This is a genomic window from Shewanella amazonensis SB2B, from assembly GCF_000015245.1.
Lineage (GTDB): Bacteria > Pseudomonadota > Gammaproteobacteria > Enterobacterales > Shewanellaceae > Shewanella > Shewanella amazonensis.
Map to the genome: position 1 here is coordinate 1,806,196 of NC_008700.1, position 24,301 is coordinate 1,830,496.

Consider the following 24,301-nt stretch of genomic DNA (forward strand, 5'->3'; position numbering starts at 1 on the left):
TTGAAAGTCTATCAGCGCATTCATATGACAGCCTCCAACAGTTGACTTTTAACTAATAGCACCGCAGTAAGCTCAGCGCCTAGACTGTTTCGTTGTAAAAATCAATCCCTACCAAATAAATTCAGCTGTTGTTGTCAAAGTGGATACGCGCGCTTAAACGCCAGTAATTCTGAAAGACTTTCAGTCCGGGCTACTGATTGGTGACTTTTTGAGCGCATTATTAAGGTTTTTAACCAAAAAACGGAAACAAAAGTGAAAGTAAACTGTAATTCTTGGTTTTGAGTTGGTATACTGCGCCCCGTAATCGAGCCACTCGCGATACCCCTGGACAAGGCGTCTTCAACGGTAAGAAACTCCTTGGGGATGTACACAGAGTTGGCGCTGTCAGCCCTCAGACAAGGATTACAACGAGTTCATGTCTGCAAAGAATAGACAGAACCTCAGTACCCACACCAAAGCTGGAGTCCGTTATGGAAATTCATGAGTACGAAAACGCGTATTATCAGGTGCAGGATGAAGTGATTGAGTCTTTGCCCTTGGAAAAGGACGAAGAAGCGTTTTTGGATTGAGAATCCTCCATGTCCCGGGACATGCAGACCTAAAAAAATAATAATCAGTAAAAAGGCCACCTTCGGGTGGCCTTTTTCATGGGCATTGAAATATCAGCCATTTGCGGCGCGTTTTTCGGTCATTATCTCAACAATGACCCAGTTTTTTCCGCGCTTGTTCAGTCTTACCGTTCTGTCATCCAGCCAGGGCTGGCCACCTTTGAGCCCCTTTATCTTGACCTTGACTGTGACGTCGTCGGTGAATTTGCGAAAAAAGTCGATATCGATTTCTTCGATTTCCAACTCCACATCCGTCATTGACAGGTTCAGCATATGCCGCTGCACCGAGGCGGCAATATGGTAGTGACCGAGCACTTCCTGCATGGGGGCGTCCACAAAGCGTTTGGCCTCCGCCACATCGCGGTTAACGTAGATGGCACTGAAAAAGCCGAGGCTAACCTGCTCCGGTGTCAGATTTGGGCTTGTGGCGCTTTCAACGGATTCGTTGCAACCTGCAAGAATGAAAAACACGACCAACAAAAATGCGCGCATGGGTACCTGCTGACTGATGATTAACACCCTAAGTATCAGAAATTTCAGCTTTCAGTACAAGGGATGGATTTGATCTCTTGCGATCAGCAACAAAAACTGTCATATCTGTAAAGCTGTGCTCGGCATCTTATCCACAGAATCTGTGGATTGAAGAATGAGGATATTTATCTTAAGTGGTTGCCAGCGCAGTATTTTGACAGTTGGCTAAAAAATTGTCGCTTGTTTGTTCGACGTTTTTTGGTCGACTTTTCTACGCCTTCATTTCCCTATTCCCCACGCGGAAGATCCCTTGCCTGATCCCTCTAATGCCGGTGGATCGCATATGCCGTCAATTGGCGAGCCATAAAAAAACGCCATCAATAGACGGCGTTTTTATTATGGGTTGCAGGCTTACTACTGCTGCGTCGCCTGAATAGCGGTCAGGGCGATGGTGTAGACGATATCGTCTACCAAGGCGCCGCGGGACAGGTCGTTCACCGGCTTTCTCATGCCCTGCAGCATAGGGCCAATACTGATAAGCTCAGCGCTTCGCTGTACGGCTTTATAGGTGGTGTTACCCGTGTTGAGATCGGGGAACACAAACACGGTAGCCTTACCGGCCACAGGGCTGTCGGGTGCCTTGGACCGGGCCACGTTTGGCATCACGGCCGCGTCATACTGCAGCGGGCCATCGATAACCAGATCGGGGCGTTTCTCTTTGGCAATGCGAGTAGCTTCGCGAACCTTGTCCACATCGGAGCCCGTGCCCGAGTTACCGGTTGAGTAGCTTATCATGGCGACACGGGGCTCAATGCCGAAGGCCTTGGCAGACTCTGCCGACTGAATGGCGATATCGGCCAGTTGCTCGGCGTTCGGATCCGGGTTAATGGCGCAGTCACCGTATACCAGCACCTGATCCGGCATCAGCATAAAGAAGATTGAGGATACCAGGCTTGAGCCGGGGGCGGTTTTAATCAGCTGCAGCGGTGGACGAATGGTATTGGCGGTGGTGTTTACCGCGCCTGATACTATGCCGTCCACTTCATCTTCGGCCAGCATCATGGTCGCCAGTACCATGTTGTCTTCCAGTTGCTCACGGGCAACCACTTCGGTAAGTCCTTTGTGGCGACGCAGGTTGAGCATGGGCTCAACATATTGCTCGCGAATATCCTCTGGGTCGAGAATTTCCACACCTTCACCGAGCACCACATCCTGTGCTGCGGCAATACGTAAAATATCGTCTTTCTTACCCAGCAGTACACAGCGGGCGATGCCGCGCTCGGCACAGATGCTGGCGGCCTTGATGGTGCGTGGCTCGTCGCCTTCAGGCAGTACGATGCACTTTTTGGCGGCGCGGGCCAGCTCAGTAAGCTTGTAGCGGAAGGCCGGTGGCGACAGGCGGTGTTCGCGTGGCGAGTTTTCGGTCACGCTTTCAATCCAGCTCTGGTCGATGTGGCTTGCCACATATTCCTGCACCAGCTCAATTCGCACTGCATCGTCCACGGGCACTTCGTGGTTAAAGCGCTGAATATTGAGTGAGGTTTGCCAGGTGTTGGTGTCTATCATAAACACCGGCAGACCGGTCTCGAATGCCTGTTCGCACAGCTTCAGTACTTCCGGCTCTGGCTCGTAGGAGCCGGTAAGCAGCAGCGCGCCAATCTTCACGCCATTCATCGCCGCAAGGCAGGCTGCCACAATCACATCGGAGCGGTCGCCCGAGGTCACCAGCAGCGAGTCGGTACGGAAGTGACTCAGCATGTTGGGAATGGAGCGGGCACAGAAGGTCACTTTACGCAGGCGACGGGTGTTCATTTCACCGGCATTGAGGATGCGTGCATGCAAGTGCTTGGCAAGGTCTGATGCGCGGGGAGACACCAGATCCAGATTGTAAGGCACACTGCCCAGAATACGCAGCTTGCTCTTGCCTGGCAGCTGGAACATGGCCGTGGCATCACCTTTCTGGATGTCCTGATGGTCGAACACTTCAGACAAGTCAGGTCGGGTGCGGCCTTCGTCATCCACAGGTGCACCAATCTTGTTGATCACGGCGCCAATCAGGCGTTTGTTCTTGGCGCCGCCCCAGCTGTTGTAGGCAATTTCCAAACGGTTCATCAGCGCGTTCGGGGTGTCGTTACCCGGGGTGGCAATGAAAATCACGTCCGCATCCAATGCCTTGGCGATAGCGTAGTTCACGTCATCGGAGAAGGAGTGGCTGCGGGTTGGCACCAAACCTTCGATGATAAGCGTCTCGGTGTTGGCTGCAATTTCGCTGGCGCGGGCAATGATTTGCTCCATCAGCACATCGGTCTGGTCGGTACGGATAAGCGACTCGGCGTGCTGCATGTCAAAGGGCTCCAACGGGTTCACCGTGGGCGACTTGGACAGGATAGTGGTTGAGCGTTCAGGGCCTGAATCGGCAGGGCGCTGCTGGCTGATGGGCTTGAAAAACTGCACTTTTACGCCATGGCGTTCCAGTGCGCGCACCATACCCAGGCTCAGAGAGGTGAGGCCAACGCCTGTACCAATGGGAACCAACATGATGTTGCGGGACATAAAGTACCTCTTAGGGTGTTGCTTTGATGGTCGGGCCATCAGATGCTTTTAATGCAAATCCGCCCGCGGGAGTCCCGGGGCGGCGGGCGCCTTATTTGTTAACCAGACGCAGCGAGTCTTCGGCGATGACCCACTCTTCGTTGGTGGGGATCACCATGGCAATGGGACTGCCCTCTTTGGTAATCACGCCCTGGTTACCGAAGCGGGCTGCCTTATTGCGCTCGCTGTCAACTTCAAACTTAAAGATTTCAAGCAGATTCAAAACCTTTTCACGGATAAGGTCAGAGTTTTCGCCGATGCCGCCGGTGAATACGATGGCATCCAGACGGCCCAGTGGCACTGTATAGGAGGCGATGTATTTGGCCAGACGGTAGCAGAAGATCTCCAATGCCAGAGTCGCACCCTTGTGGCCTTCGGCGTAGCCTTCTTCGATACCGCGACAATCGTTGGTGAGCTCAGAAATACCGAGCAAACCACTCTGTTTGTTCATCAGGTTGTTCACTTCATCCAGGGTGTAACCCAGCTGATGCACCAGGTGGTAGATGATGGAGGGATCCAGATCGCCACAGCGAGTTCCCATTACCAGACCTTCCAGCGGGGTCAGACCCATAGAGGTGTCTACACTCTTGCCGCCTTTCACTGCCGTTACAGAGGCACCGTTACCCAGATGGGCACAAATCACATTGGTGTCGTTCACGTCTTTGCCTAGGGCCTTGGCGGCTTCACGGCTTACGAACAAGTGGCTGGTACCGTGCATGCCGTAGCGGCGGATACCGTGCTCACGATAGAGCTTGTAGGGCAGGGCATAGATATAGGCCCGGTCTGGCATACTCTGGTGGAAGGCGGTATCGAACACGGCAACTTGAGGCAGCGACGGGAAAGAGGCCTGGGCCGCACGAATACCGATAAGGTGCGCAGGGTTATGGAGTGGCGCCAGCGAGGCACAGTCTTCGATACCCTTGAGTACGGCATCATCGATAATGACGGAGTGGGTGAACTTTTCTCCGCCGTGCACGATACGGTGGCCAATGGCGATAAGTTGGCCTTTCAGTTCAGGCTCATTCACCAGAATTTTGTTGACTATGTATTCCACCGCTTCGCGGTGAGCGCTGAAGGCGCCCAAACTGGCTTCGTGTTTCTCGCCGCGTAATTTCCACTTGATGCGGGCATTTTCCAGACCAAAGCACTCGGCCAAACCGGAAATTTTTTCGTCGCCATTGGTGGCGTCCAGAATGGCAAACTTCAGTGAAGAACTGCCACAGTTGAGTACCAGAACCAAAGTATTGGACATGATAAAACCTTCTTGCGTCATGAAATAGTTGGCCGGGTCTTGCTCCGGCGACTTTGCCTGGCGGGCAGGCCATTAAAACTTCTCATCTGCTTCCCTGAGCCACGCTTGGGAAGCCGACTGCCTTTGTGCTAAGGTTAAAGCAGTCTGTGTTGTCCATAGGTTCCCGGGTTGATGAAATTTCAGCTGTTTTCCACCCTGCGCGATGGCCATCGTTATATGAAGGCCTGGCCGATGGCGAAACCTCTGGGGTATTTTTTCCCGGAATATCGCGTCGTTAAGGCAACGTCCCTCGCCATACGTTTTATGCCGCCTTTCGCACTCTTGGCGGCAGCCAGCCAAATTTATCTCCATGGCTGGGCATTTTTGCCTCAGGCGATTGCCATTGGCCTGTTTTTCTTCAGTCTGCCACTCCAGGGCATCCTGTGGCTTGGGCAGCGCGCCCGTCATCCTTTGCCATTGTCTCTGTTAAGCTTTGGCAACCAAGTGCAGGAACGTCTGCAAGCCATAGGTGTGGCTTATATTCCCCTCGGCGCCAAGGCCTGCTACCTCGATATGGCCAATCTCTTGAAGATAGCCTTCGACCGACTCGATGCAAGTTACTGGGACGAGCTTTGAGCATCATTCCGGCTCAACGAGCACCTTTTTAACTGCGAGTATTCCGCGGTAACAGTCTTAATAAGTCGCGGTCAGTCCGCGGCGGGTAAACACGGCCTTGATGGCTTCCATGGTGTCGGCGGTGGGGGGATGAACACCCTTGAGCGGATAATCCTCACCCATGGCTTCCCACTTGTGCTTGCCCAGCTCGTGGTAGGGCAGCAGTTCCACCTTTTCCACGTTGCCCATGGGGGCGATAAAATCAGCCAGTTTTTCAGCACTTTCTACATCTTCGGTAAAGCCCGCGACTACCACGTAACGGATCCAGGTTTTCTGGTCGCGTTTGGCGAGGTATTCGGCAAACTGCAGGGTGCGATGATTGCTGACCTTGGTTAAATCCTGATGTTTGGCATCATCTATGTGTTTGATATCCAAGAGCACCAGATCGGTGTTGTCTAAGAGTACATCAATGGCGGGCGTGTATTTTCGCACGAAACCATTGGTATCCAGACAGGTATGAATGCCTTCGGCGCGGCAGGCCTTGAACAGGTCGGCCACAAATTCGGCCTGCAATATGGCCTCACCGCCACTGGCAGTGACACCGCCGCCGCTGGCATCCAAAAAAGGCCGATAGCTGAGGATTTGACTCATCAGCTCATCGACCTGCATTTCCTTGCCGCCATCCAAATCCCAGGTATCACGGTTATGGCAGTATTGGCAGCGCATCAGACAACCCTGCATAAAGGTGATAAACCTGATGCCGGGACCGTCCACTGTGCCGAAGGATTCCACTGAATGAACCCTGCCTGTGACTGTCATTGAAACTCCTGGGGTTGGCTGAAACTGAGGACAATTGTGGCAAGCCACAATTGTCCTTTAGCGACCGATGAATTACCAGCGCCTGAATTACAAACCTTGAGTAAAGGTGCGGGTGATCACATCCTGCTGTTGCTCTGGTGTCAGTGAGTTGAAGCGCACTGCATAACCGGATACACGGATGGTGAGCTGTGGATACTTGTCAGGGTTTGCGATGGCATCCTCAAGCATTTCACGGTTCATCACGTTCACGTTCAGGTGTTGGCCACCTTCACGGCCTTCACTGTGGCGGAAATAACCGTCCATCAGGGCTGCCAGGTTACGCTCACGGGCCTTTTCATCTTTACCCAGAGCATTGGGAACGATAGAGAAGGTGTAAGAAATACCATCCTGTGCGTGGGCAAAGGGCAGCTTGGCCACGGAAGTGAGTGAGGCGATGGCGCCTTTCTCATCACGGCCGTGCATTGGGTTGGCACCCGGGGCGAAAGGTGCTCCGGCGCGGCGGCCATCGGGGGTGTTACCTGTCTTCTTGCCGTACACCACGTTAGAGGTGATGGTCAGGATAGACTGGGTTGGGATGGCGTTGCGGTACATCTTCTTGTTGCGAATTTTGGCCATAAAGCCTTCAACCAGCATACAGGCGATATCATCCACGCGGGCATCGTTGTTACCGAACTTGGGATAGTCACCCTCAATTTCGAAGTCAACGGCGATGCCGTGCTCGTCGCGTACCGGCTTCACCTTGGCGTACTTGATGGCAGACAGGGAGTCGGCAGCAATGGACAGACCGGCGATACCACAGGCCATGGTGCGGCGCACGTCGCGGTCGTGCAGCGCCATCAGCGCGGCTTCGTAAGAATACTTGTCGTGCATAAAGTGAATGGCGTTCAGCGCAGAGACATACTGGGTCGCCAGCCACTCCATCAGGTTATCCAGACGACTCATGACATCGTCATAGTCCAGGTACTCGCTGGTGATAGGCTCAGATTTAGGACCTATCTGCACTTTCAGCTTTTCGTCTACGCCACCGTTGATGGCATACAGCATGGTCTTGGCGAGGTTGGCACGGGCACCGAAGAACTGCATGTGCTTACCCACCACCATGGGGCTGACGCAGCAGGCGATGGCATAGTCGTCAGACTCGAAGTCCGGACGCATCAGGTCATCGTTTTCGTACTGGATGGAGCTGGTGTCGATGGACACCTTGGCACAGAAGGTTTTGAAGTTTTCTGGCAGCTTTTCAGACCAGAGCACAGTGATGTTTGGCTCTGGGCTTGGGCCCATGTTGTACAGGGTATGCAGGAAGCGGAAGCTGGACTTGGTCACCAGAGTACGGCCATCAAGACCCATACCGCCGATTGATTCGGTGGCCCAGATTGGGTCGCCGGAGAACAGTTCATCGTACTCAGGGGTACGCAGGAAGCGCACCATGCGCAGCTTCATCACGAAATGGTCAATCATCTCCTGCGCCTGCTCTTCGGTCAGAGTACCGTTTTTCAGGTCACGCTCAATGTAGATGTCGATAAAGCTGGAAGTACGGCCAAGGGACATGGCGGCACCGTTTTGGCTCTTCACCGCAGCAAGGTAGCCAAAGTAGGTCCACTGAATGGCTTCCTGGGCGTTTTTGGCGGGGCCAGAAATGTCGTAGCCGTATTTCGCGGCCATTTTCTTCATCTGGGCCAGAGCGCGGTGCTGCTCGGCGATTTCTTCGCGTAGCTGCATGGTGGCCTGCAGATCTTCACCTTCTTCAAAACGGGATTGCAGCGAGGTGAATTGCTTCAGTTTATCGGCCATCAGGTAATCGATACCGTACAGGGCCACGCGGCGGTAGTCACCAATGATACGGCCACGGCCATAGGCATCGGGCAGGCCGGTCAGCACGCCGGATTTACGGCAGGCAAGGATTTCCGGGGTATAGATGTCGAATACGCCCTGGTTGTGGGTCTTGCGCAGCTCAGAATACACATACTTGATGTCGGCATTCAGTTCACGGTTGTAGGCGGCGCAGGAGCTTTCCACCATACGGATACCGCCGTTTGGCAGCATGGCGCGCTTGAGTGGCGCATCGGTTTGCAGACCAACAATGGTTTCCAGCTCTTTTTCGATATAACCGGCATCGTGGGAAGTGATGGTCGATACCTTGTCGGTATCAAAGTCCAGCGGCGCGTGGGTGCGGTTTTCTTCCTTGATACCTTCCATCACCTTGGCCCACAGGGCGTTGGTAGCGGCGGTGGGGCCGGCCAGGAAGCTGTCGTCACCTTCATAAGGGGTGTAGTTGGTCTGAATAAAGTCACGTACATTGACGTCGGACTTCCAATCACCGGGAACGAATCCTTCCCACGCGGTTTGGAACAGCTCAGTTTTATCGGTCATCGTACTTCACCTTCTATTTGAGAAAAGGGTTGGGGATGTTTCCCCTTGCGAGTCTTTTTACATCCCGGCGAAACATCCCCTGATGAAGCCAGGACCCCGGAAGACTTTCCGGTGGATTCCGTGAACGTCTTACCAATCTCTAATTTAATTGGTAAGACCAATTGTCCACTTGCATATTAACATAAGGCCCATGGGGTCGCATCCAAAAGCGTTCGAGATTAAGGCGATTAATGCGAAATTTGTTACCGAGTTAGCAGTTTTTAACCGTCATGGACAAGTTGGCATCAGATAACGCTGAAATTCACCTTGCTTCGCCTATTAGATAGCGCTCAAGAGCGTGAAAGCACAATAAGAAAAAGGGGCATATTTGCCCCTTTTTCTCTTATGCATGTGTGTTACAGCAGTGCTGGAATTCCTTCAATCATGCCCACGGCCAGCATGGCGGCGAGACAGATAACGAAGGCGAGTCCGGGAATTACGACCCGGTCGACAAATGAGAGGTTGGCGGCACGCTCTTTGTCACCAATCAGGCCGTTATTGTCCAAAAGCATGGTCAGCGCCCAGGCAAGCACAGGGTTAGCCACGAATGAACCGAATATACAGATCCCGGCGGCCTGGCTGCTCTGGTTGTCTTTCACCATCTGCAACCCTGCTTCAAGCAGTGGCAGGAATACACCCACCAGCAAGGCAATGGACATCACTGGGCGCCAGGTGGTCAGATCCATCGGATAACCTACAATCGCCACGATAATACACAGGCTGCCCAGCAAAATGGCACCGGCAGGAATAGGGCGCTTGGCGATAGCGGCCGGGATCATATAGGTACCCCAGCTTGACGTGATGTTACCGCCGCCCACAGCAGTTCCTACCATTTGGCGCAGTGAGCAGGTGGTCATGGTGTCATCCACGTCCATCAGTACTTTTTCCGCACCCTTGGGATAGTTCAGCTCCTGGAAAATTCGGTGGCCGAGGAAGTCGGGAGACCACATGGCAACCGCCAGAATGGCAAAGGGCAGTGATGCAATAAAGTGCTGCATATTGGGCAGGCCAAGCTGCCAGCCTGTTTCGGTAGAGCCCCACCAGTACACAGGGTTCAGGTTGGGCAAGCCGGGGGCTGTGGTGAATTTAAGATCCAGTCCGGCGCCAAGAGCAAAGGCCATCACAATAGCGGCGATGGAGCACAGTGGAATGGCCAGCCAGCGCTTGCCCAGTTTGGCCAGCAGGGCGTAGATCACCACGTTGGCGAGCAGAATAAAGAAGGCGACATAGCCTAAGGAGTAATCCAGCGCGTGCTTGGCTTCAAGGCCACCCGCCCAGCTGAATAAGGATTCAATCTGGCTCTTTGCCCCCATAAAGCCGAGGAACACCAATAGGCCGCCAGCCACCCCGCTACTGGTGAGATTTACCAGCCGCGATCCCCCTTTAAAGAAAGACAGCAAGAGACCAAATACCCCCAGCAGAATCGCCAGTGCCAGTGGGTGAGCACCGGCCAGCGCGATGGCGCCGATAAGCGGGATCATGGGACCGTGGTTACCACCAAGGTTGGCGCGGGGATTGATAAAGCCGGAGCTGATGATACAGAACAGCAGGGCGGGAATGAGCATTTCGACCCGCACCACAGAGATGATGAAGTCGGCGCCAAGGTTAATGTGGTCCCAGCGCTCGGTGAGACCCGCAGCCCAGGCCGCCATGACGGCAGAATACATCACGGTAATGCCGATGGTGCCGGCAATGGCGGGAACCAAATCTTCCCATTCAAAGTTAAAGTCACGACCGGGCAGGTTTAGGGCCCAACGTCTGGGTTTCATGATTTTCAGTTCATGATCCAGATAGGCTTCACGGGATGAAAACTCCGACGCAGGACGATGCAGCTCGCGGTAGCTTTTTTCCGCGTCATTGCCGGTGGCCGTGTCGGTCTCGGTGAGGCCGATGGCCTCAGGTTGATATGCTGTTTCTGACATGTTAATCCCCAAAACAACAGCGTGTTGAGCCTGCTTGACCAGCTTTGAAAGCATCCTTGTTGCTCTGGCCAGTTACTGTCGTAAAAAGCCTGTCAGAAACGGTTTTGATGGTAAAAATGTGTCTGTTTTACCACCCCAAACCCGGGGTCCTAAAATCTGCTCAAATTGGTCATACCAATTTACCTGTTAAAAATGTTACCACAGCCGTTATAGCCTCTCATCAACTATCAATCTTTCTGAAGCACCCTGATGACGGATTTGCGACACAGCTAACATAGCTGGATGTTGGGCTATGCAGTCTATTGCGCAGGGGCACAATAATTGCGTAGGGGAGGTGATTTGTGGGTGCAATACCCGCAGCCAGGTCTAGCCCCATGGGCGGCGCAGAGAAGAAAAGCGGCTTTTAACCCGGGTATCAACTATCTTGCGCAGCGTTCAGCCTTATGGCTACCCATTTGCACCCAAGGCTCAACCCACAGGTTTTGGTGTGATTATTCCGGGCGCTTCATCCCTGCATGACTTGATTGTTTCACTGCGAGGTGGCTCATACGTCCGGGATGGCGCATGACCCAGTGCTGACATCGGGTGCAATTGGGAATCCGAAATTAACGTTTTTAAATTCACTTTCAATTACTTGTATTTATTTCTGTGATTTTTGTGACTGTGGCGACTGGCACGAGATCTGATAGACACTCAGCCTGGCTCAAACAGTCGCTTTCAATCTTTTTCTATAAGAAAAACTGATACCCGGCATCAAAAGTATTCGATATTTCTCATGGTGTCTGCTTGCTACATTTGGCGCAATGCAGCAGCCAAGCTGTTGGTACAGAAACTTTTTATCGATATGGGTGCCGGATATGCCAACTCATCTTCACCAGCGTAAAACGCCGTTGGCGCAGTCGCGCTCGACCAAGGGGGCGACGCCGCCCGAGACACGCGAAGGCGGCCTGATGGCCGACATCTGTTATGCAAGCCGAAAGAAGCTTGCCAAGGGGCAGCGGCAACGGTTTGCCGAGGCCGTGTATGCAGGGATTTTCATCGGTCTGGGGTTTGTCTTTTACCTGACGGTGACCACCGGCAGCGCCGGTGCTCCATGGGGCATGGTGCGTCTTGCCGGTGCACTCGCCTTCAGTTTGGGGTTGATGTTGGTGGTGCTGCTGGGGATGGAGCTTTTTACGGGCACAGTGCTGACCGCCATCCCCTGGGCTCAGGGTTCCGCCCGGTTATCGACCCTGCTTAAAAGCTGGCTGTGCGTGTATTGTGGCAACGCCCTGGGGGCACTGAGTCTGGCCGCCTTGGTGCTGCTTGCGGGTGTGTGGCAACTCGATGGTGGGCTGTGGGGAGTAAATCTGATATCCACGGCCCTTCACAAGCTGCACCACGGGTGGTGGGAGGCGTTTTTCCTGGGGGTACTCTGTAACTTTTTGGTGTGCCTTGGGGTGTGGCTCAGTTTTCTCAGTACTAACCCGGGTACCCGGGCGCTGCTCCTGATGCTGCCGGTGGCGCTTTTTGTCAGCAGCGGCTTTGAGCACAGCATTGCCAACCTGTTTTTGCTGCCTCTTGCCGGCATGCTGGCTCAGCACATCCCGGATACGTTCCTGCTCACCCATGGCATTGAGCCGGCGCGGCTTGCTGAGTTGACACCCGCCAACATGCTGCAACTGAATCTGCTGCCCGTCACCCTCGGCAACATCGTTGGCGGTGCTGTGCTGGTGGGGATGGGGCTCCTGGGCGTGCACAGGTTGGGAGAGCGCTCGGCGCAAGCTGTCTCTGCTGCCCCTGCAAATTTTGGGGCCGGCCTGAGTTTGGTAACCACTGAAGCCCACTTACCAGTTGGCGAAGGTGCGCCTACAGACCGCCGCTATTTCACGCAGGCAAGCCGGTTCGCGAACACGCATTTTACCCCCACACCCAGTTCACCTTGTCTGACACCACTGCCCGATGCGCTTCATCCTGCGGCAGCGTCACCCTTATCTTTGGAGCAAACCATGATGAATAAACACCTGACTACCCTTACCGTTGCTGCCTTGCTGGAGCCTGCAGTTACCTTAACGCCGGATATGAACCTGTGGCAGTCGTTGGCACTGATGGAAAGTGCGGACGGCGTGTCCTGTCCTGTGGTGGCCGACGGTGGCCGCCTTGTGGGAATGCTCGCCCCCCAGGACGCCATGCGGGGCCTGTGGGCGGAAGAGTTTGCCGCCAATGGCAGCTACCGGGTGGGGGACATGATGCAAAAAGTACTGCATACAGTCGCTGCCGATGAGCCGCTTTTGACAGTACTGGAATACTGGGTGGTAGACAGGCAGCGGCTCTTTCCGGTGACAGGTGAAGGGCATTGGCTGGGGACGGGCTATCAGGCCTATGAAGAGCGTCTGCGGGGCGCCGTGGCAGCAAGTCCCGCAACCTTGCCTGTGGTGGAAGCCGGGGTGCTTAAGGGAATTATTCACCGTGATGCCTTGCTGCGATTGCTGCAAAGTGTCAGAGAAAAGCTGCCCGCATAATCCCTTTCAGATCTTCTCCTGGCTCGTGTGCCTGTGGCGCGCGAGCCTTTTTGCTTCCGAAATCACACAGTCACGCAGCGGGTTTTCAGTGGCATCGGCGCGCCATACGAAAGACAACTGGCGCTTCATGTTCAGTTTGGGCGTTGACAGGATAATGAGTTGCCCGGCGGCCACATCCCGCTCCACATCCAGATAGGGCAGTGCACTGAGGTAGGGACCATTTTTTACCAACGCCTTCAGGACAGGTACCTGCTCGTACTCCCGCCATACGTTTAATCTGTCGAGATTGCCATGGATGGCGGCATCGAAAATGCGGCGGGTGCCGGCGCCTTGCTCCCGCAGTACCCATTTAGCTTGCTCCAGCTGTGACAGGCTGACATTGCCATACTTGCCGTAGGGATGGTGGGGCGCGGCAATCACCACAAGATGATCATCAAGCCAGGGCTCCAACACCAAATGGGCATCGTCGCTGCGCCCTTCGATGATGCCAAAGTCCACCTCATATTCCTGCACCGCCGTGATGACGTTTTCGGTGTTTTCGACCATCAGCTCAATATGGATTTGTGGAAAGTCGCTATCAAGGCGGCTGATGAGATCCCCAAGCAGGTGTTCCGCCGCGGTTTGGCTGGCCCCCATGGATAAACTGCCGGATAGGAGGTGCTGATCGTGCAGCCCCATGGCGATTTGCTGGGCATCGGCGAGTAGCTTGCGGGCGCGGGGTCTGAGCCAGTGTCCCCAATGGCTCAACATCAATCGGTTTCCCTGACGGATAAAGAGCGGCCTGCCGAGCAAGCTTTCCAGCTGCTGCAGCGACATACTGACGGCGGACTGGGTCATGGACAGTTTACGGGCCGCGCCGGACACACTTTCGAGACTGGCGACAGCATCAAAAACCGACATTTGTTTGAGGGTGTATTTCATGACAGCAGCTATCAGAGGAATTGATGGTTGCCTGTCATTCTATAAGGCGCGTGGCCTTGCCTTAAATGGCCAATGGCAGAGTTTTTGAATTCTGTTGCCCGGCGCACAGTTTGGGCGGGGGAAGGACTGTGGCGCTTTTATCAATGAGCAGGAAAATGTGATGTGGTTTGATATTTATGCTTTTTATTCAATCATATAAAAAAGGTTGAGCATGGTTGATGTGGGCGGTGTTAAGGACAGTTAAAGGCTTTTGGGGTATAGTCAGCGCCTTTCGTTTCAACGCATTCACGAATATGTCATGTTTTCGTGGATGATTAACTGGATAAGTACAAAAGATGACGACCAGACCTGATCCTTCTTCGGGTGCCACCGCCATTGCGCCATCGCCCCGGACGTGTACCTGGGTGATGCCGGACACCCTGGTGATCATATTTTTTGTGGCGCTTTTTGCTGCACTCATGACCTATTTGGTGCCTGTGGGGTCTTTCGATACCCAGACAGTGACCTTTGTGCAGGACGGGGTGGAGAAAACCCGTCAGGTGGTGGATCCCGACTCGTTCCGCTATGACCTTGATGAACAGGGTGAGCCCAAATTGGCACCGGTTCCCGCCTTCGACCCACAGGGTAAAGGCTTCTTCAACTATATGTTTGAAGGCCTGGTATCCGGCGATAAATGGGGCAGCGCCGTTGGCGTTATCATGTTTATGCTGGTGATTGGTGGCTCCTTTGGGGTGGTGATGGCCACAGGCACCATAGATAACGGTATATTGCGGCTTATTCACCACACCCAGGGGCGGGAGTTTGTGTTTATTCCCGTGCTCTTTAGCCTGTTTTCTCTCGGCGGTGCCGTGTTCGGTATGGGGGAAGAGGCCATTGCCTTTGCCATCATTATCTGCCCGCTGATGATACGTCTTGGCTACGATGGCATCACCACTGTGATGGTGACCTATGTGGCCACCCAGGTGGGCTTCGGTGCCAGTTGGATGAATCCTTTCAGTGTGGCCATTGCCCAGGGGATTGCCGGTATCCCCGTGCTCTCGGGTGCAGCTGTACGTATTCCCATGTGGATAGGTTTTACCTTGCTGGGTATTGCCTTTACCATGCTGTACGCCCGTAAAATCAAGGCCGCGCCAGCGCTGTCATACAGCTATGCCACCGACGCCCATTTCAGGCAGGTCCAGCAGGGAAGTGACGACCAAAACCCTGCAGGCAACAGCCGGTTTAATCTGGGTGATTATTTAGTGCTTGCGACCATAATTGCCACCATGGTGTGGGTGATTTGGGGCGTGGTAGCCAAACATTGGTTTATTCCCGAGATTGCCAGCCAGTTTTTTACCATGGGGCTTGTCGCCGGTTTGATTGCGGTGATGTTTAACTTAAACGGACTCACTCTCAATGGCATGGCCAAGGCCTTCAAAGATGGTGCAGCCACCATGCTGGAGCCCTGTTTGTTGGTGGGAAGTGCCGCCGGTATTTTGATTTTGCTTGGCAAGGGCGGCCCAACCGAGCCTTCGGTGCTCAACAGCATTCTCTCAGCGGCAGGCGGCTTTATTGGCCATTTGCCCGATGCGCTGTCGGCCTGGTTTATGTTGCTGTTTCAATCGGTGTTCAACTTCTTTGTGACCTCAGGTTCTGGTCAGGCAGCGCTGACTATGCCTCTGATGGCGCCGCTCGCCGATATCGTTGGCGTGAGCCGTCAGGTGGCGGTGCTGGCGTTTCAATTGGGTGACGGTTTTACCAATGTGTTGGTGCCCACATCGGCGTCTTTGATGGCAACCCTGGGTGTGTGCCGGGTTGAGTTCAGCGCCTGGGTGAAATTTATCTGGCGCTTTATGTTGTTACTGTTGATTGCCGCCAGCGTGATGGTGATTGGGGCGCATTTCCTCGGCTTCAACTGATGGGAAAACGCAGCTTAGCTCTGTTGACTGGCGACTGGCGACTGGCGACTGGCGACTGGCGGCGGGTGATGTAAAGCCTGCCGTTAAATTACAGGCCTTGTTTCTGAAACCCTTTGAGCCTAGTAACAACGAATAGACGCCATTAAATAGCGCACTGTCAGGCATTTAGATCATAACAGCACATAAAAAAACGGCACCCTGGGGTGCCGTTTTTATTCAGGACTCTGCGTCCATTAGAACTTCACTTCGCCTTCTACGAACCACTCACGACCACGTGCGTTGTACACGGAACGTGGGTAGTGTGGCCAAGAGGTGTCAGTTGGGTCGAAGTTAGGACCTACGTTGAACAGGTTCACAACACCGGCCTTAACCTTGATACCGTCGGTGATGTTATAACCGGCAGTCAGGTTCCACTTGGTCTGAGAAGCCACTTCATAATCGCTTTCGTTGAAGTCTGGGCTGTCAGACTTGAATGACTTGTAAGAAGAACCGTGCATGCGTGCAGTGTGGTAGGCACCCAAAGTGGTTTCGAAGTCTTCGATGAACCAGCTCAGCACCATGTTGGCACGGTACTGTGGCAGGCCGCCATCGTCCAGATCGTCATCTACAGCAGCGGTAGGATCGGTCTGGCCTTCAGACTTCAGCAGGTAAGAACCGTTGAAGTTCAGTTTCAGTTCACCGAACTCGTTGATATCCCAACCGTAACCGGCAGTCACGTCGATACCGCGAACTTTCTGGTAAGCCAGGTTCTGGGCAACGGCGTTGATGTGAGTGATGGTACCAGTCTCGTCACGGGTGATCATGCTGGCATAGGTCTCGTATTCGCGGGCAGCTTTGCTGGCGCTGATATCGCTCACCATGTCATCCAGTTTCCATTCCCACACGTCGATAGAGGCGTTCAGGCTCTCACCGCCCCATACCGCGCCGATGTTAGCAGTGTAGCCTTCTTCAGCCTTCAGGTCCTTGTTGGCACCTGTGGTGGAGTCGATGTGCAGTTCGTTACACACGGTATTGATGGTGGCATCAGGATGTGTCTTACCTGGAGAACCGCCCAGTTCCTGACACTTCTTGAAGTCGATTACAGTGGCGAAGCCCTTGGTGGCATCACCGTATACACGGTGCATGTCAGGGGCGCGGAATACCTTACCGATGGTACCACGTACCAGCAGTTCGTCCATTGGACGGTACTCAATGGCTACCTGAGGAGTCAGGTTGCCGCCAAAGTCGGAGTAGCGGTCATAACGTACTGCGGCATCTACCACCAGATCTTCCAGAACTGGCATGCGCATTTCCAGGTAAGTAGCCCAGTAAGAACGCTCACCGGCACCTGATGAACCGCCGCGGCTCAGGATGTTACCTTTCTTGGACTCAGAATCTGTGTCAGTTTCGTAGTCTTGCTTGGTGTATTCAGCACCGAAAGCGAAGTCAGCGTCACCGGCTGGCAGTTCAAACGCAGTACCGGAGATGTTGGCCTGTACGTTTTTCTGGGTAGACTGAGCGCGCTCGAATGGAGAGTAAGCCACGCTGGCTACTTCAGCTGCAGTCATAGGTTTGAGGGCAGAAACGCCGTTCTCACCCTGTGACAGGTAGCTGAACATGCCGCCTACGGTGGCGTAGCCTGAGCTGTAGATATCCAGTTCAGTGCGGCCGTAGTTTACAGAGGCATCCCAGTTGTAGCTGTCTGCAATCACACCTTCCAGACCAGCGGTAAAGAAGAAGTTTTGGGTGTTGGTTTCACCGCTGCGGTTACTGAATTCGTGCAGACGACGAACATAGTAGTATTCGCCATCGGGAGCCGCAGCAAAGTCGCCACCCAGACCAGTGGTCTTGTTGAAGGTCTTGGTCAGGCTTGGATCCAGGTCAACACCCAGAGTGACTTGGTCACCGGCTACAGTCACTGTGTAGTTATCGATACCCATAGGCTCGATATTGGTAGTGGATTGGGCCTTGGCATAATCCATACGACCAACGAAAGACAGGTCGTCAGACAGCTCATAGGTGAAGTTGGTTGAGCTGATGAAACGGCTGCTTTCCGGTGCCAGATCGCGCCATTGTGAACGGTCGAAACCACAGAGGTTCTTCTCGGCTACCCACAGGTAACCTTCAGCAATACAGCGCTCCATTGGGATGCTGCCGACAAAGGTGTTGCCTTTAGGACCACCGGCGATACGGGCACCGTAAGAGCTGTAGGCAGAGTATTCGCTGTAAGGCACTTTGTCTGTGTGCAGACCGAATACTTCACGGTCAGAGGCTCTCAGACGCTCGTTATCGGTGAATTCGATGAAGGTAGACACGTTACCACGGTCAGAAGAGGCACCCAGAGACAGGGCGATACGATCTGAACCGCCGCCACCTTCAGTGGTGTCTCCGTGACGGTATTTCAGGGCAACGCCTTCGAAATCGTCCTTCAGGATGATGTTAACCACACCACCTACGGCGTCAGCACCGTATACGGCAGACGCACCGGATTGCAGAACTTCGATACGGGCTACGGCTTCCATTGGCAGGTTGGCAGTGTCAACAAAGTTGTCAGTACCGCCGGCTGGCTTTGGATACTGGTTCAGACGCTTACCGTTGATCAGCGTCAGAGTGCGGCTGGCACCGGCGCCACGCAGGCTGATGGAAGAAGCGGCTGGGGTAAAGCCGTGCACAGACTGAGTGGTCATGGCGCCTGTGGTAGAAGTCAGGCTTTCCAGAGCGTCCTGAATAGTGGTGAAACCTTGCTTGGCCATTTCTTCAGAGCTGAGAACGGTAACAGGCGTTGCTGATTCCAGATCGGTACGCTTAATACGTGAACCTGTTACCTCGATGCGTTCTACTTTTGCACCATCGGCTTCTTCGGCAAAGGCGGCAGCGCTGGTGATAGCTACAGAAGCAGCACCACCGATCAGCGCAAAGCGTACCGCTTTGGCCAGAGTGTTGTTAACGAGCATGATAATCTCCCTGACACTTAAATGTGTTTTGCTTTTTATAGGACGATATCCCGATACAAATTAATTAAATCCGTGATCGAAATTCGTCTGGCTGGAGATATAACCACACCGAATTTACATGTGCAACACAGGGCTAAAGTATTAGAAGTTTATGAATATAAACCAAAAAATACACTAAAAAGTAACAGAAATAAAACAAGGTGGCGTTTTTCTAACGTTGTTTTTGGTTTAAATGGTTTCAGGTGTTAATAAAACGTTTTTTATTATTTTAAAAAGGTTTCATTGCGGTGTTATTGGTGTTTTTATGCTGGTGAAATTTCCTTTAAATCGCAATGAAAAGTAACAAATTGTCATAATTAAAAAAATGTGTAAGAACAAAAATCCTGCAAAAAGAGAGATTTTTTCAAGTATATAAGGGGTGCTATTCTGTATATTTTGTCGGCGCTACCACGGAATATTTGAAATATTCCTTATTTGTTAACAAATATCATTTGGTCAGTTGTTAATAAATTTGATTGAATTAATCTGCTCAAATATTAACTTTTGTGTTTCTTGAGATAGAAAGCCAGATATTTTGCGCTCACAAAAAGCACCACTGCCGCCGCAACAGTCAGCTCAAGATTTGCCAGGTGTGACAGCCCAAGAGTCAACTGGCCGACATGGCCGTGGTCAGCGAGCCAATCGTGTGTTTTGTACAGGGCTGTGGCGCCAATGACCATGGGGAAGGTAAAGGCCGCGAATCCCGGGCTGAAGGGCAACCGCAGCAAATGGAAGAAGGCAAGATAGATGATACTGGTCATCAGCACTGCCAGGGTCAGCAATAACCCTATTATCACCGCCGAAGGTTCAGGGATAAGACTCAGGTAACCGGCCAGAGACAGGCTTGCCGGGGCGGCGAGAATGGCCAGGGTTGGCTGTGCTGCTTCGGGCACTGCAGCGCGAAAGATAAGCCGGTAAAGCATCACTGGCAGCATGACAAGGTAGGCCAGCATGCCAAACCACAGCAGAGCTTCTGCCAGCACTCTGGGTCCATGGGGCGGAAAGGCTACTGCCGCCACTATGATGCCAATGGGGGGCACAAACCAGCTGGGTACCATGCTGTCCAGAGAAAAGTTACGGCAGCGATGAATACAAAAGGCAGCCAGAAATCCCAGGTGTGCGGCCACGGCCAACAACCACAGAATCTCGCCCGCACCCGCAACATAATTGCCAAGACAGCGGGACACCACCATCCATCCCATGGCATAGGTGGGAATGACACTGCCCAATACCGGATGGGCCAGCTCCTCGGCCAGGATTTTGGGGTGGAGGATAAACTTGATAGTCAGGGCCATCAGTAATAAGGAACCCACCAGGCTGCCCGCAAGCTGGGCCATGCCGTTTGCTGAGGGAAGGATATTCTCCAGCGTCCAGCCCAGACTGGCAATGGCCAGCGCCAGACCTCCCAGTGGACTGGGCAATTTGGCGGCGCCTGCATGGAGGCGTTTATGCAGCCCCGACTCAAAGACACCCTGTGTTGAGTTGGTTTCGATGGATTGCCGGTTCATATCGCACTCCTCATAAACAGTCAGTTCCTGTATCTCGGTGAAAACAGTTTATGGTGGGAGTAATGGTAATAATATTTGAATGTTGTTAATCATACGGTAAGTATTATTTAATCTCACAACAGAGCAGGGTATGGCCCAGGCCAATATTGTGCTTTTGCCAGCTGATACTGAGCCCGGTCTCGGCGATGAGGCGTTCAAACACACTGGAGTGGTACATTCGGCTGTTGCCGTTGGCGATGGCGGTAAAGTACAGGCTGGTGGCATTCACACAATAGGCGGCTGTTTCATTGGGCTGCTTATCCCAGAAGGTTTCCAGAATATAGAGACGGCTCTCCCTGCCCATGGCCTCCCGGGTGTGGCTGAGCACGGCACGGATTTGTGCCTCGCTGAAGCAATCGAGAAACTGACTCATCCAGTACACATCTGCGCCTTTAACAAAGCGTGGCGCCTCATCCAGTAAATCCACCGGGTGATAATGGATACGCTCGGCAAAGCCTGCCGCCGTGCAGGCCTCGTTAGCCAGAGCAAGTTGCTGGGGTAAGTCCATGATGGTGACCCTGAGGTTTGGCTGATAACTACAGCAGGCTCTGGCCCATTTACCGGTGTTGCCGCCGATATCGACCAGATGCGCGGGCTTATCAGCCAATACCAGAGGCAACAGGCTGTCGAAGGCATGGTCTGAATAAAAGTGGTCGAAGGCAAACCAGCTCTCTTTTGCCGCCAAGGGCAGGGACGAAAGTGCAGGATACAGGGTGTCCCAATCGCCAAACTGACTCAGTCCGGCAGGCGTGCCGCTCAGTAATGACTCTTCCAGCTTAAACATGCCCTGATAACAAATATGATGTACAAACTCGAGGTTGGTCCGGCTCATGCCATCGTGCAGTAAAAAATGGCCGGTTTTGTCCAGTTGATACTTGTCTTTTTCGTGCCACAACAGCCCCATACTGAGTCCCATGTCCAGCAAGACGCCTATCGCATACAGGGACAATGGCTCGCCAGCCAACTGGAGTTTCTGGTGTATGTCCGCAGCACTTGCGCCACCTGTCTGGTCTAAGGCATCCAGGATCCCAAAGCGCAGCAAGCAGCGCGCGGCCTGGAAACTGATGGGAGCAAAGGCGATTTTCTGCGCCTCAGATTTGGCATCGAATGCATGCAGTGCTTTTGGCTGGGAATAGAAAGGCATAGCTCGGCCCTGAATTCAAAAAGGCTATTTGTATCAGGCTTTAATGGCCGGACTTATGATCTATGCCAAGGCTTGGGTAAAAAAGCCCGGGCCTTGGTGTCCTTGATTGCAACAGTGGGCGGTAGCTCATGCCCCAAAAGTAAAAAAGCGCCCGCAGGCGCTTTTTTACTGTTTATCTTACCATCAGGGCAATCGGCCCACTCAGCACTGACTTAAGGCATAACCCCCTGCCACGTGGGCAACAGCGCTGAAACCAAAACGCTCAAGAGCCTTTGCTGCCACCAGCGAGCGGCTGCCACTGCGGCAAATCAATACCAGAGGCTTACTGCGTGCTCCTGGCTCCCGCGCCACAAACCCCGCCAGGCGGGTGAGGGGCACGTTAACGCAGCGGCTCTCTCGATGGGATAGCTGATACTCGTGAGGTTCACGAATGTCCAATACCAGGGCTTCGGGATTGCTGTGAAGCAACTGCTCCAGAGTGTCAGCACTATACTCTTCCACCCCTTTGGCCTGTTGGCACTGGCCATAGGCACCGCACATGATGGTCTCACCCTGCACATCCTTGAGAGTCGCATCCATGGCATCTTTACGGGCAACAAAGGTGGCTTCATCCATGGCACCGGTAAGGACGTCGTTAAGCAGTGCGGACTGTTTGAGTTCGACGCCAAAATTGGTGAAGAAATCGTTGTGATAGTCATGGGAAGACAGCAGCAGGCTCTGGTCTCCCAACAGGCTATGCAGTCGCTTCAGGGTATGAAAGAGTGCCACACTGGAAGAGGATGGGAAGTTGCTGCGGCCAATACTGCCCGGCAACACAGTATCGCCCACAAAGGCAAATTGAGGTGCCTGTGTATCATCCAGCATGATAAAGCTGTGACTGTCGTCTGTGTGACCCGGGCTTGGCAGTGAAACCAATGTCTTGTTTCCGACACTCAGGCTCTTTACCTGTTCACCACGCCACATCTGGCCTTTGCTGCTTAAAGGCCATCCCAGATGGTCGCAAGCGTCTGTTAGCCCAAGCTCGCAGATGAGCTCGCTGCGTATGCTCTGATGGTCGCCATGGCCATGGGTATCCAGTACTGCCAGGACTTTGAGTTCCTGGCAACGCACCAGATTGAGTAAACGGTGTTTCAGCGCTGGCAGCGGGTCAACTATCAGGGTTTCACGGCTATCTTTGTCTGTGTATACCCAGCAACAGGCGCCATCGTCTTTAAACTGCACCAGGCCTTGCAGCGGCTCGCGGTCTGCGTCGGTGCTGCGGGAGTCTCGGGTGAGTAGACAGGAATGGGTCAGGGAGGACGCGGCAGTCACGATACGTTCGCAGGCTGCCTCCAGTTCGGCCGCTGTCATGGCCGGGCCAAATGAGAGGCGAATGGCCGATTCACTCTGCCAACGGGGTAATCCCATGGCATCCAGCACAAAACTGCGGGTGACTTTAGAGCTGCAGGCAGAGCCTGAGCTGACACGGAGCCCGGCGGCATCAAAGAGATCCATGATTTCCTTGCTGGAAAAACCCGCAATAGAAAAGTTCAGGGTGGTAGGGACCGTGTTTTCCAGGCTGTGGTTCAGCGTCACTTCACCGAAGGCTTGCTCAAGTGCCGCAAGCAGCTTGAGGCGATAGCCCTTGAGGGTTTCCTTGGACTCAAAGCGCTCTTGAGCATCACCATTGAGCATATCCAGCACGACCTTGAGCGCTGCCATGGCCGGCAGGTTTTCAGTGCCTGAACGCAAGCCACCTTCCTGACCACCACCGGCGATAAATGGGGTAAAGGGCGCACCGTCGCGGATATAGAGCATGCCAATGCCTTTGGGGGCATAGAGTTTATGGCCACTGAAGGGCGCGTAGTCGATGCCGCTGCTGGCCAAATCGATAGCGAGTTTTCCCAGTGCCTGCACACAGTCGACCATCCAGAAAACGGTAGGATTGGCTTGTCTGATGCAACGTGAAAGGGCATCCAAATCCTGATACACACCGGTCTCGTTATTCACGGCCATAGTACAGATAAGCAGCGCGTTGGGGGCCTTGTCGCGGATAAAAGCCATATCCAACCGGCCTTGAGTATCCACGGGAATCGCCAACACATCGGCATTGATGCCAAGTACCTTGTTCCAGTGTTTGAGGGATTCGGGGACAGCCTTGTGCTCGGTGGCACCATACAGCAAGCAGGCGCCTGCAGGGACGCCCGTGTCTCTGGCTGCCACCAATGCCGACAAAATAGCGGTTTGAATGCCTTCGGTTGCACCGCTGGTGAATACCAGTTTACCTGTGCCGGAACCCAGCTGTTTGCGGGCGGCGGCGCGGGTTTGTTCCATCAGGGCTTTGGCCTGAAGACCCGTGATATGGCTGCTGGAAGGATTCCCGTAGATATGCTCCATGGCATCCATGGCGGCTTTGGCGGCGGCGGGTAATACGGGAGTGGTGGCGTTGGCGTCGAGATAGATCAAGGGCTTTGACTGGCTCATGGCTTTTTCTGTGCTCGTGTTGAATTGTTATAATTATTGGTTATATGAAATTCTGATGGATTATATTAGCAGTTTTTAGTGTAACGACAAGATGGCTTATGGAAATTGGTATAAGCCTCGCCAGTGCACCATTGTGGCAGCCGAACTGCCCTGCAATTGGGATAAACAGTGGGACGCAATCACCCTTT

General features: G+C 53.5%; 14 protein-coding genes. 3 read left to right on the top strand and 11 right to left on the bottom strand.

The features are described 5' to 3' along the window. Positions 1-662: 662 nt before the first annotated feature. The 3 genes from SAMA_RS07770 to ackA all read right to left on the bottom strand — a co-directional run bounded on the left by SAMA_RS07770 (position 663) and on the right by ackA (position 4,923). Positions 663-1,100 (bottom strand): hypothetical protein, encoded by a 438-nt coding sequence (locus SAMA_RS07770; RefSeq protein ID WP_011759608.1) that lies wholly within the window; start codon positions 1,098-1,100, stop codon positions 663-665. Positions 1,101-1,493: 393 nt separating this feature from the next. Further along, on the bottom strand, positions 1,494-3,632 hold the full coding sequence (gene pta, locus SAMA_RS07775; protein WP_011759609.1) for a phosphate acetyltransferase: 2,139 nt from the start codon (positions 3,630-3,632) through the stop codon (positions 1,494-1,496). Positions 3,633-3,723: 91 nt separating this feature from the next. Further along, the gene (gene ackA, locus SAMA_RS07780; RefSeq protein WP_011759610.1) at positions 3,724-4,923 is read right to left on the bottom strand and encodes an acetate kinase; all 1,200 of its coding nucleotides are present in this window, start codon (positions 4,921-4,923) and stop codon (positions 3,724-3,726) included. A 171-nt stretch (positions 4,924-5,094) separates the two neighbouring features. On the opposite strand from ackA, the gene yfbV reads away from it, so the two are divergent. After that, on the top strand, positions 5,095-5,538 hold the full coding sequence (gene yfbV / locus SAMA_RS07785; RefSeq protein ID WP_011759611.1) for a terminus macrodomain insulation protein YfbV: 444 nt from the start codon (positions 5,095-5,097) through the stop codon (positions 5,536-5,538). Between the two features lie 57 nt (positions 5,539-5,595). On the opposite strand, the gene pflA is transcribed toward yfbV, so the two are convergent. From pflA to SAMA_RS07800, 3 genes are all read right to left on the bottom strand, one after another. After that, positions 5,596-6,336, bottom strand: a complete 741-nt coding sequence (gene pflA, locus SAMA_RS07790; protein ID WP_011759612.1) for a pyruvate formate lyase 1-activating protein — start codon at positions 6,334-6,336, stop codon at positions 5,596-5,598. Positions 6,337-6,423: 87 nt separating this feature from the next. Next, positions 6,424-8,706, bottom strand: coding sequence for a formate C-acetyltransferase (gene pflB, locus SAMA_RS07795; protein WP_011759613.1), 2,283 nt, complete (start codon positions 8,704-8,706; stop codon positions 6,424-6,426). A gap of 395 nt (positions 8,707-9,101) precedes the next feature. Then, positions 9,102-10,667, bottom strand: coding sequence for a DUF3360 family protein (locus tag SAMA_RS07800; RefSeq protein ID WP_011759614.1), 1,566 nt, complete (start codon positions 10,665-10,667; stop codon positions 9,102-9,104). A gap of 857 nt (positions 10,668-11,524) precedes the next feature. Between SAMA_RS07800 and focA the strand changes: the two genes are divergently transcribed. Further along, on the top strand, positions 11,525-13,168 hold the full coding sequence (gene focA / locus SAMA_RS07805) for a formate transporter FocA (RefSeq protein ID WP_011759615.1): 1,644 nt from the start codon (positions 11,525-11,527) through the stop codon (positions 13,166-13,168). Between the two features lie 6 nt (positions 13,169-13,174). On the opposite strand, the gene SAMA_RS07810 is transcribed toward focA, so the two are convergent. Beyond that, entirely contained in the window at positions 13,175-14,089 is a 915-nt protein-coding gene (locus SAMA_RS07810) for a LysR substrate-binding domain-containing protein (protein ID WP_011759616.1), read from the bottom strand. Between the two features lie 335 nt (positions 14,090-14,424). Here SAMA_RS07810 and yfcC point away from each other — a divergent pair, with 335 nt between their 5' ends. Next, a complete protein-coding gene (gene yfcC, locus SAMA_RS07815; RefSeq protein WP_011759617.1) occupies positions 14,425-15,987 on the top strand; it encodes a putative basic amino acid antiporter YfcC in 1,563 nt (520 codons plus the stop codon). 233 nt (positions 15,988-16,220) lie between these two features. Here yfcC and SAMA_RS07820 read toward each other — a convergent pair whose 3' ends face one another. The 4 genes from SAMA_RS07820 to SAMA_RS07835 all read right to left on the bottom strand — a co-directional run bounded on the left by SAMA_RS07820 (position 16,221) and on the right by SAMA_RS07835 (position 24,113). Then, positions 16,221-18,920 (bottom strand): TonB-dependent receptor plug domain-containing protein, encoded by a 2,700-nt coding sequence (locus tag SAMA_RS07820; RefSeq protein ID WP_011759618.1) that lies wholly within the window; start codon positions 18,918-18,920, stop codon positions 16,221-16,223. Positions 18,921-19,456: 536 nt separating this feature from the next. Further along, positions 19,457-20,467: a TDT family transporter gene (locus tag SAMA_RS07825; protein ID WP_011759619.1), complete on the bottom strand. Its 1,011-nt coding sequence runs from the start codon at positions 20,465-20,467 to the stop codon at positions 19,457-19,459. Between the two features lie 103 nt (positions 20,468-20,570). Continuing rightward, complete coding sequence (locus tag SAMA_RS07830; protein ID WP_011759620.1) at positions 20,571-21,650, bottom strand: methyltransferase; 1,080 nt, start codon at positions 21,648-21,650, stop codon at positions 20,571-20,573. A gap of 201 nt (positions 21,651-21,851) precedes the next feature. Further along, positions 21,852-24,113: an aminotransferase class V-fold PLP-dependent enzyme gene (locus SAMA_RS07835; protein ID WP_011759621.1), complete on the bottom strand. Its 2,262-nt coding sequence runs from the start codon at positions 24,111-24,113 to the stop codon at positions 21,852-21,854. Positions 24,114-24,301: the final 188 nt, after the last annotated feature.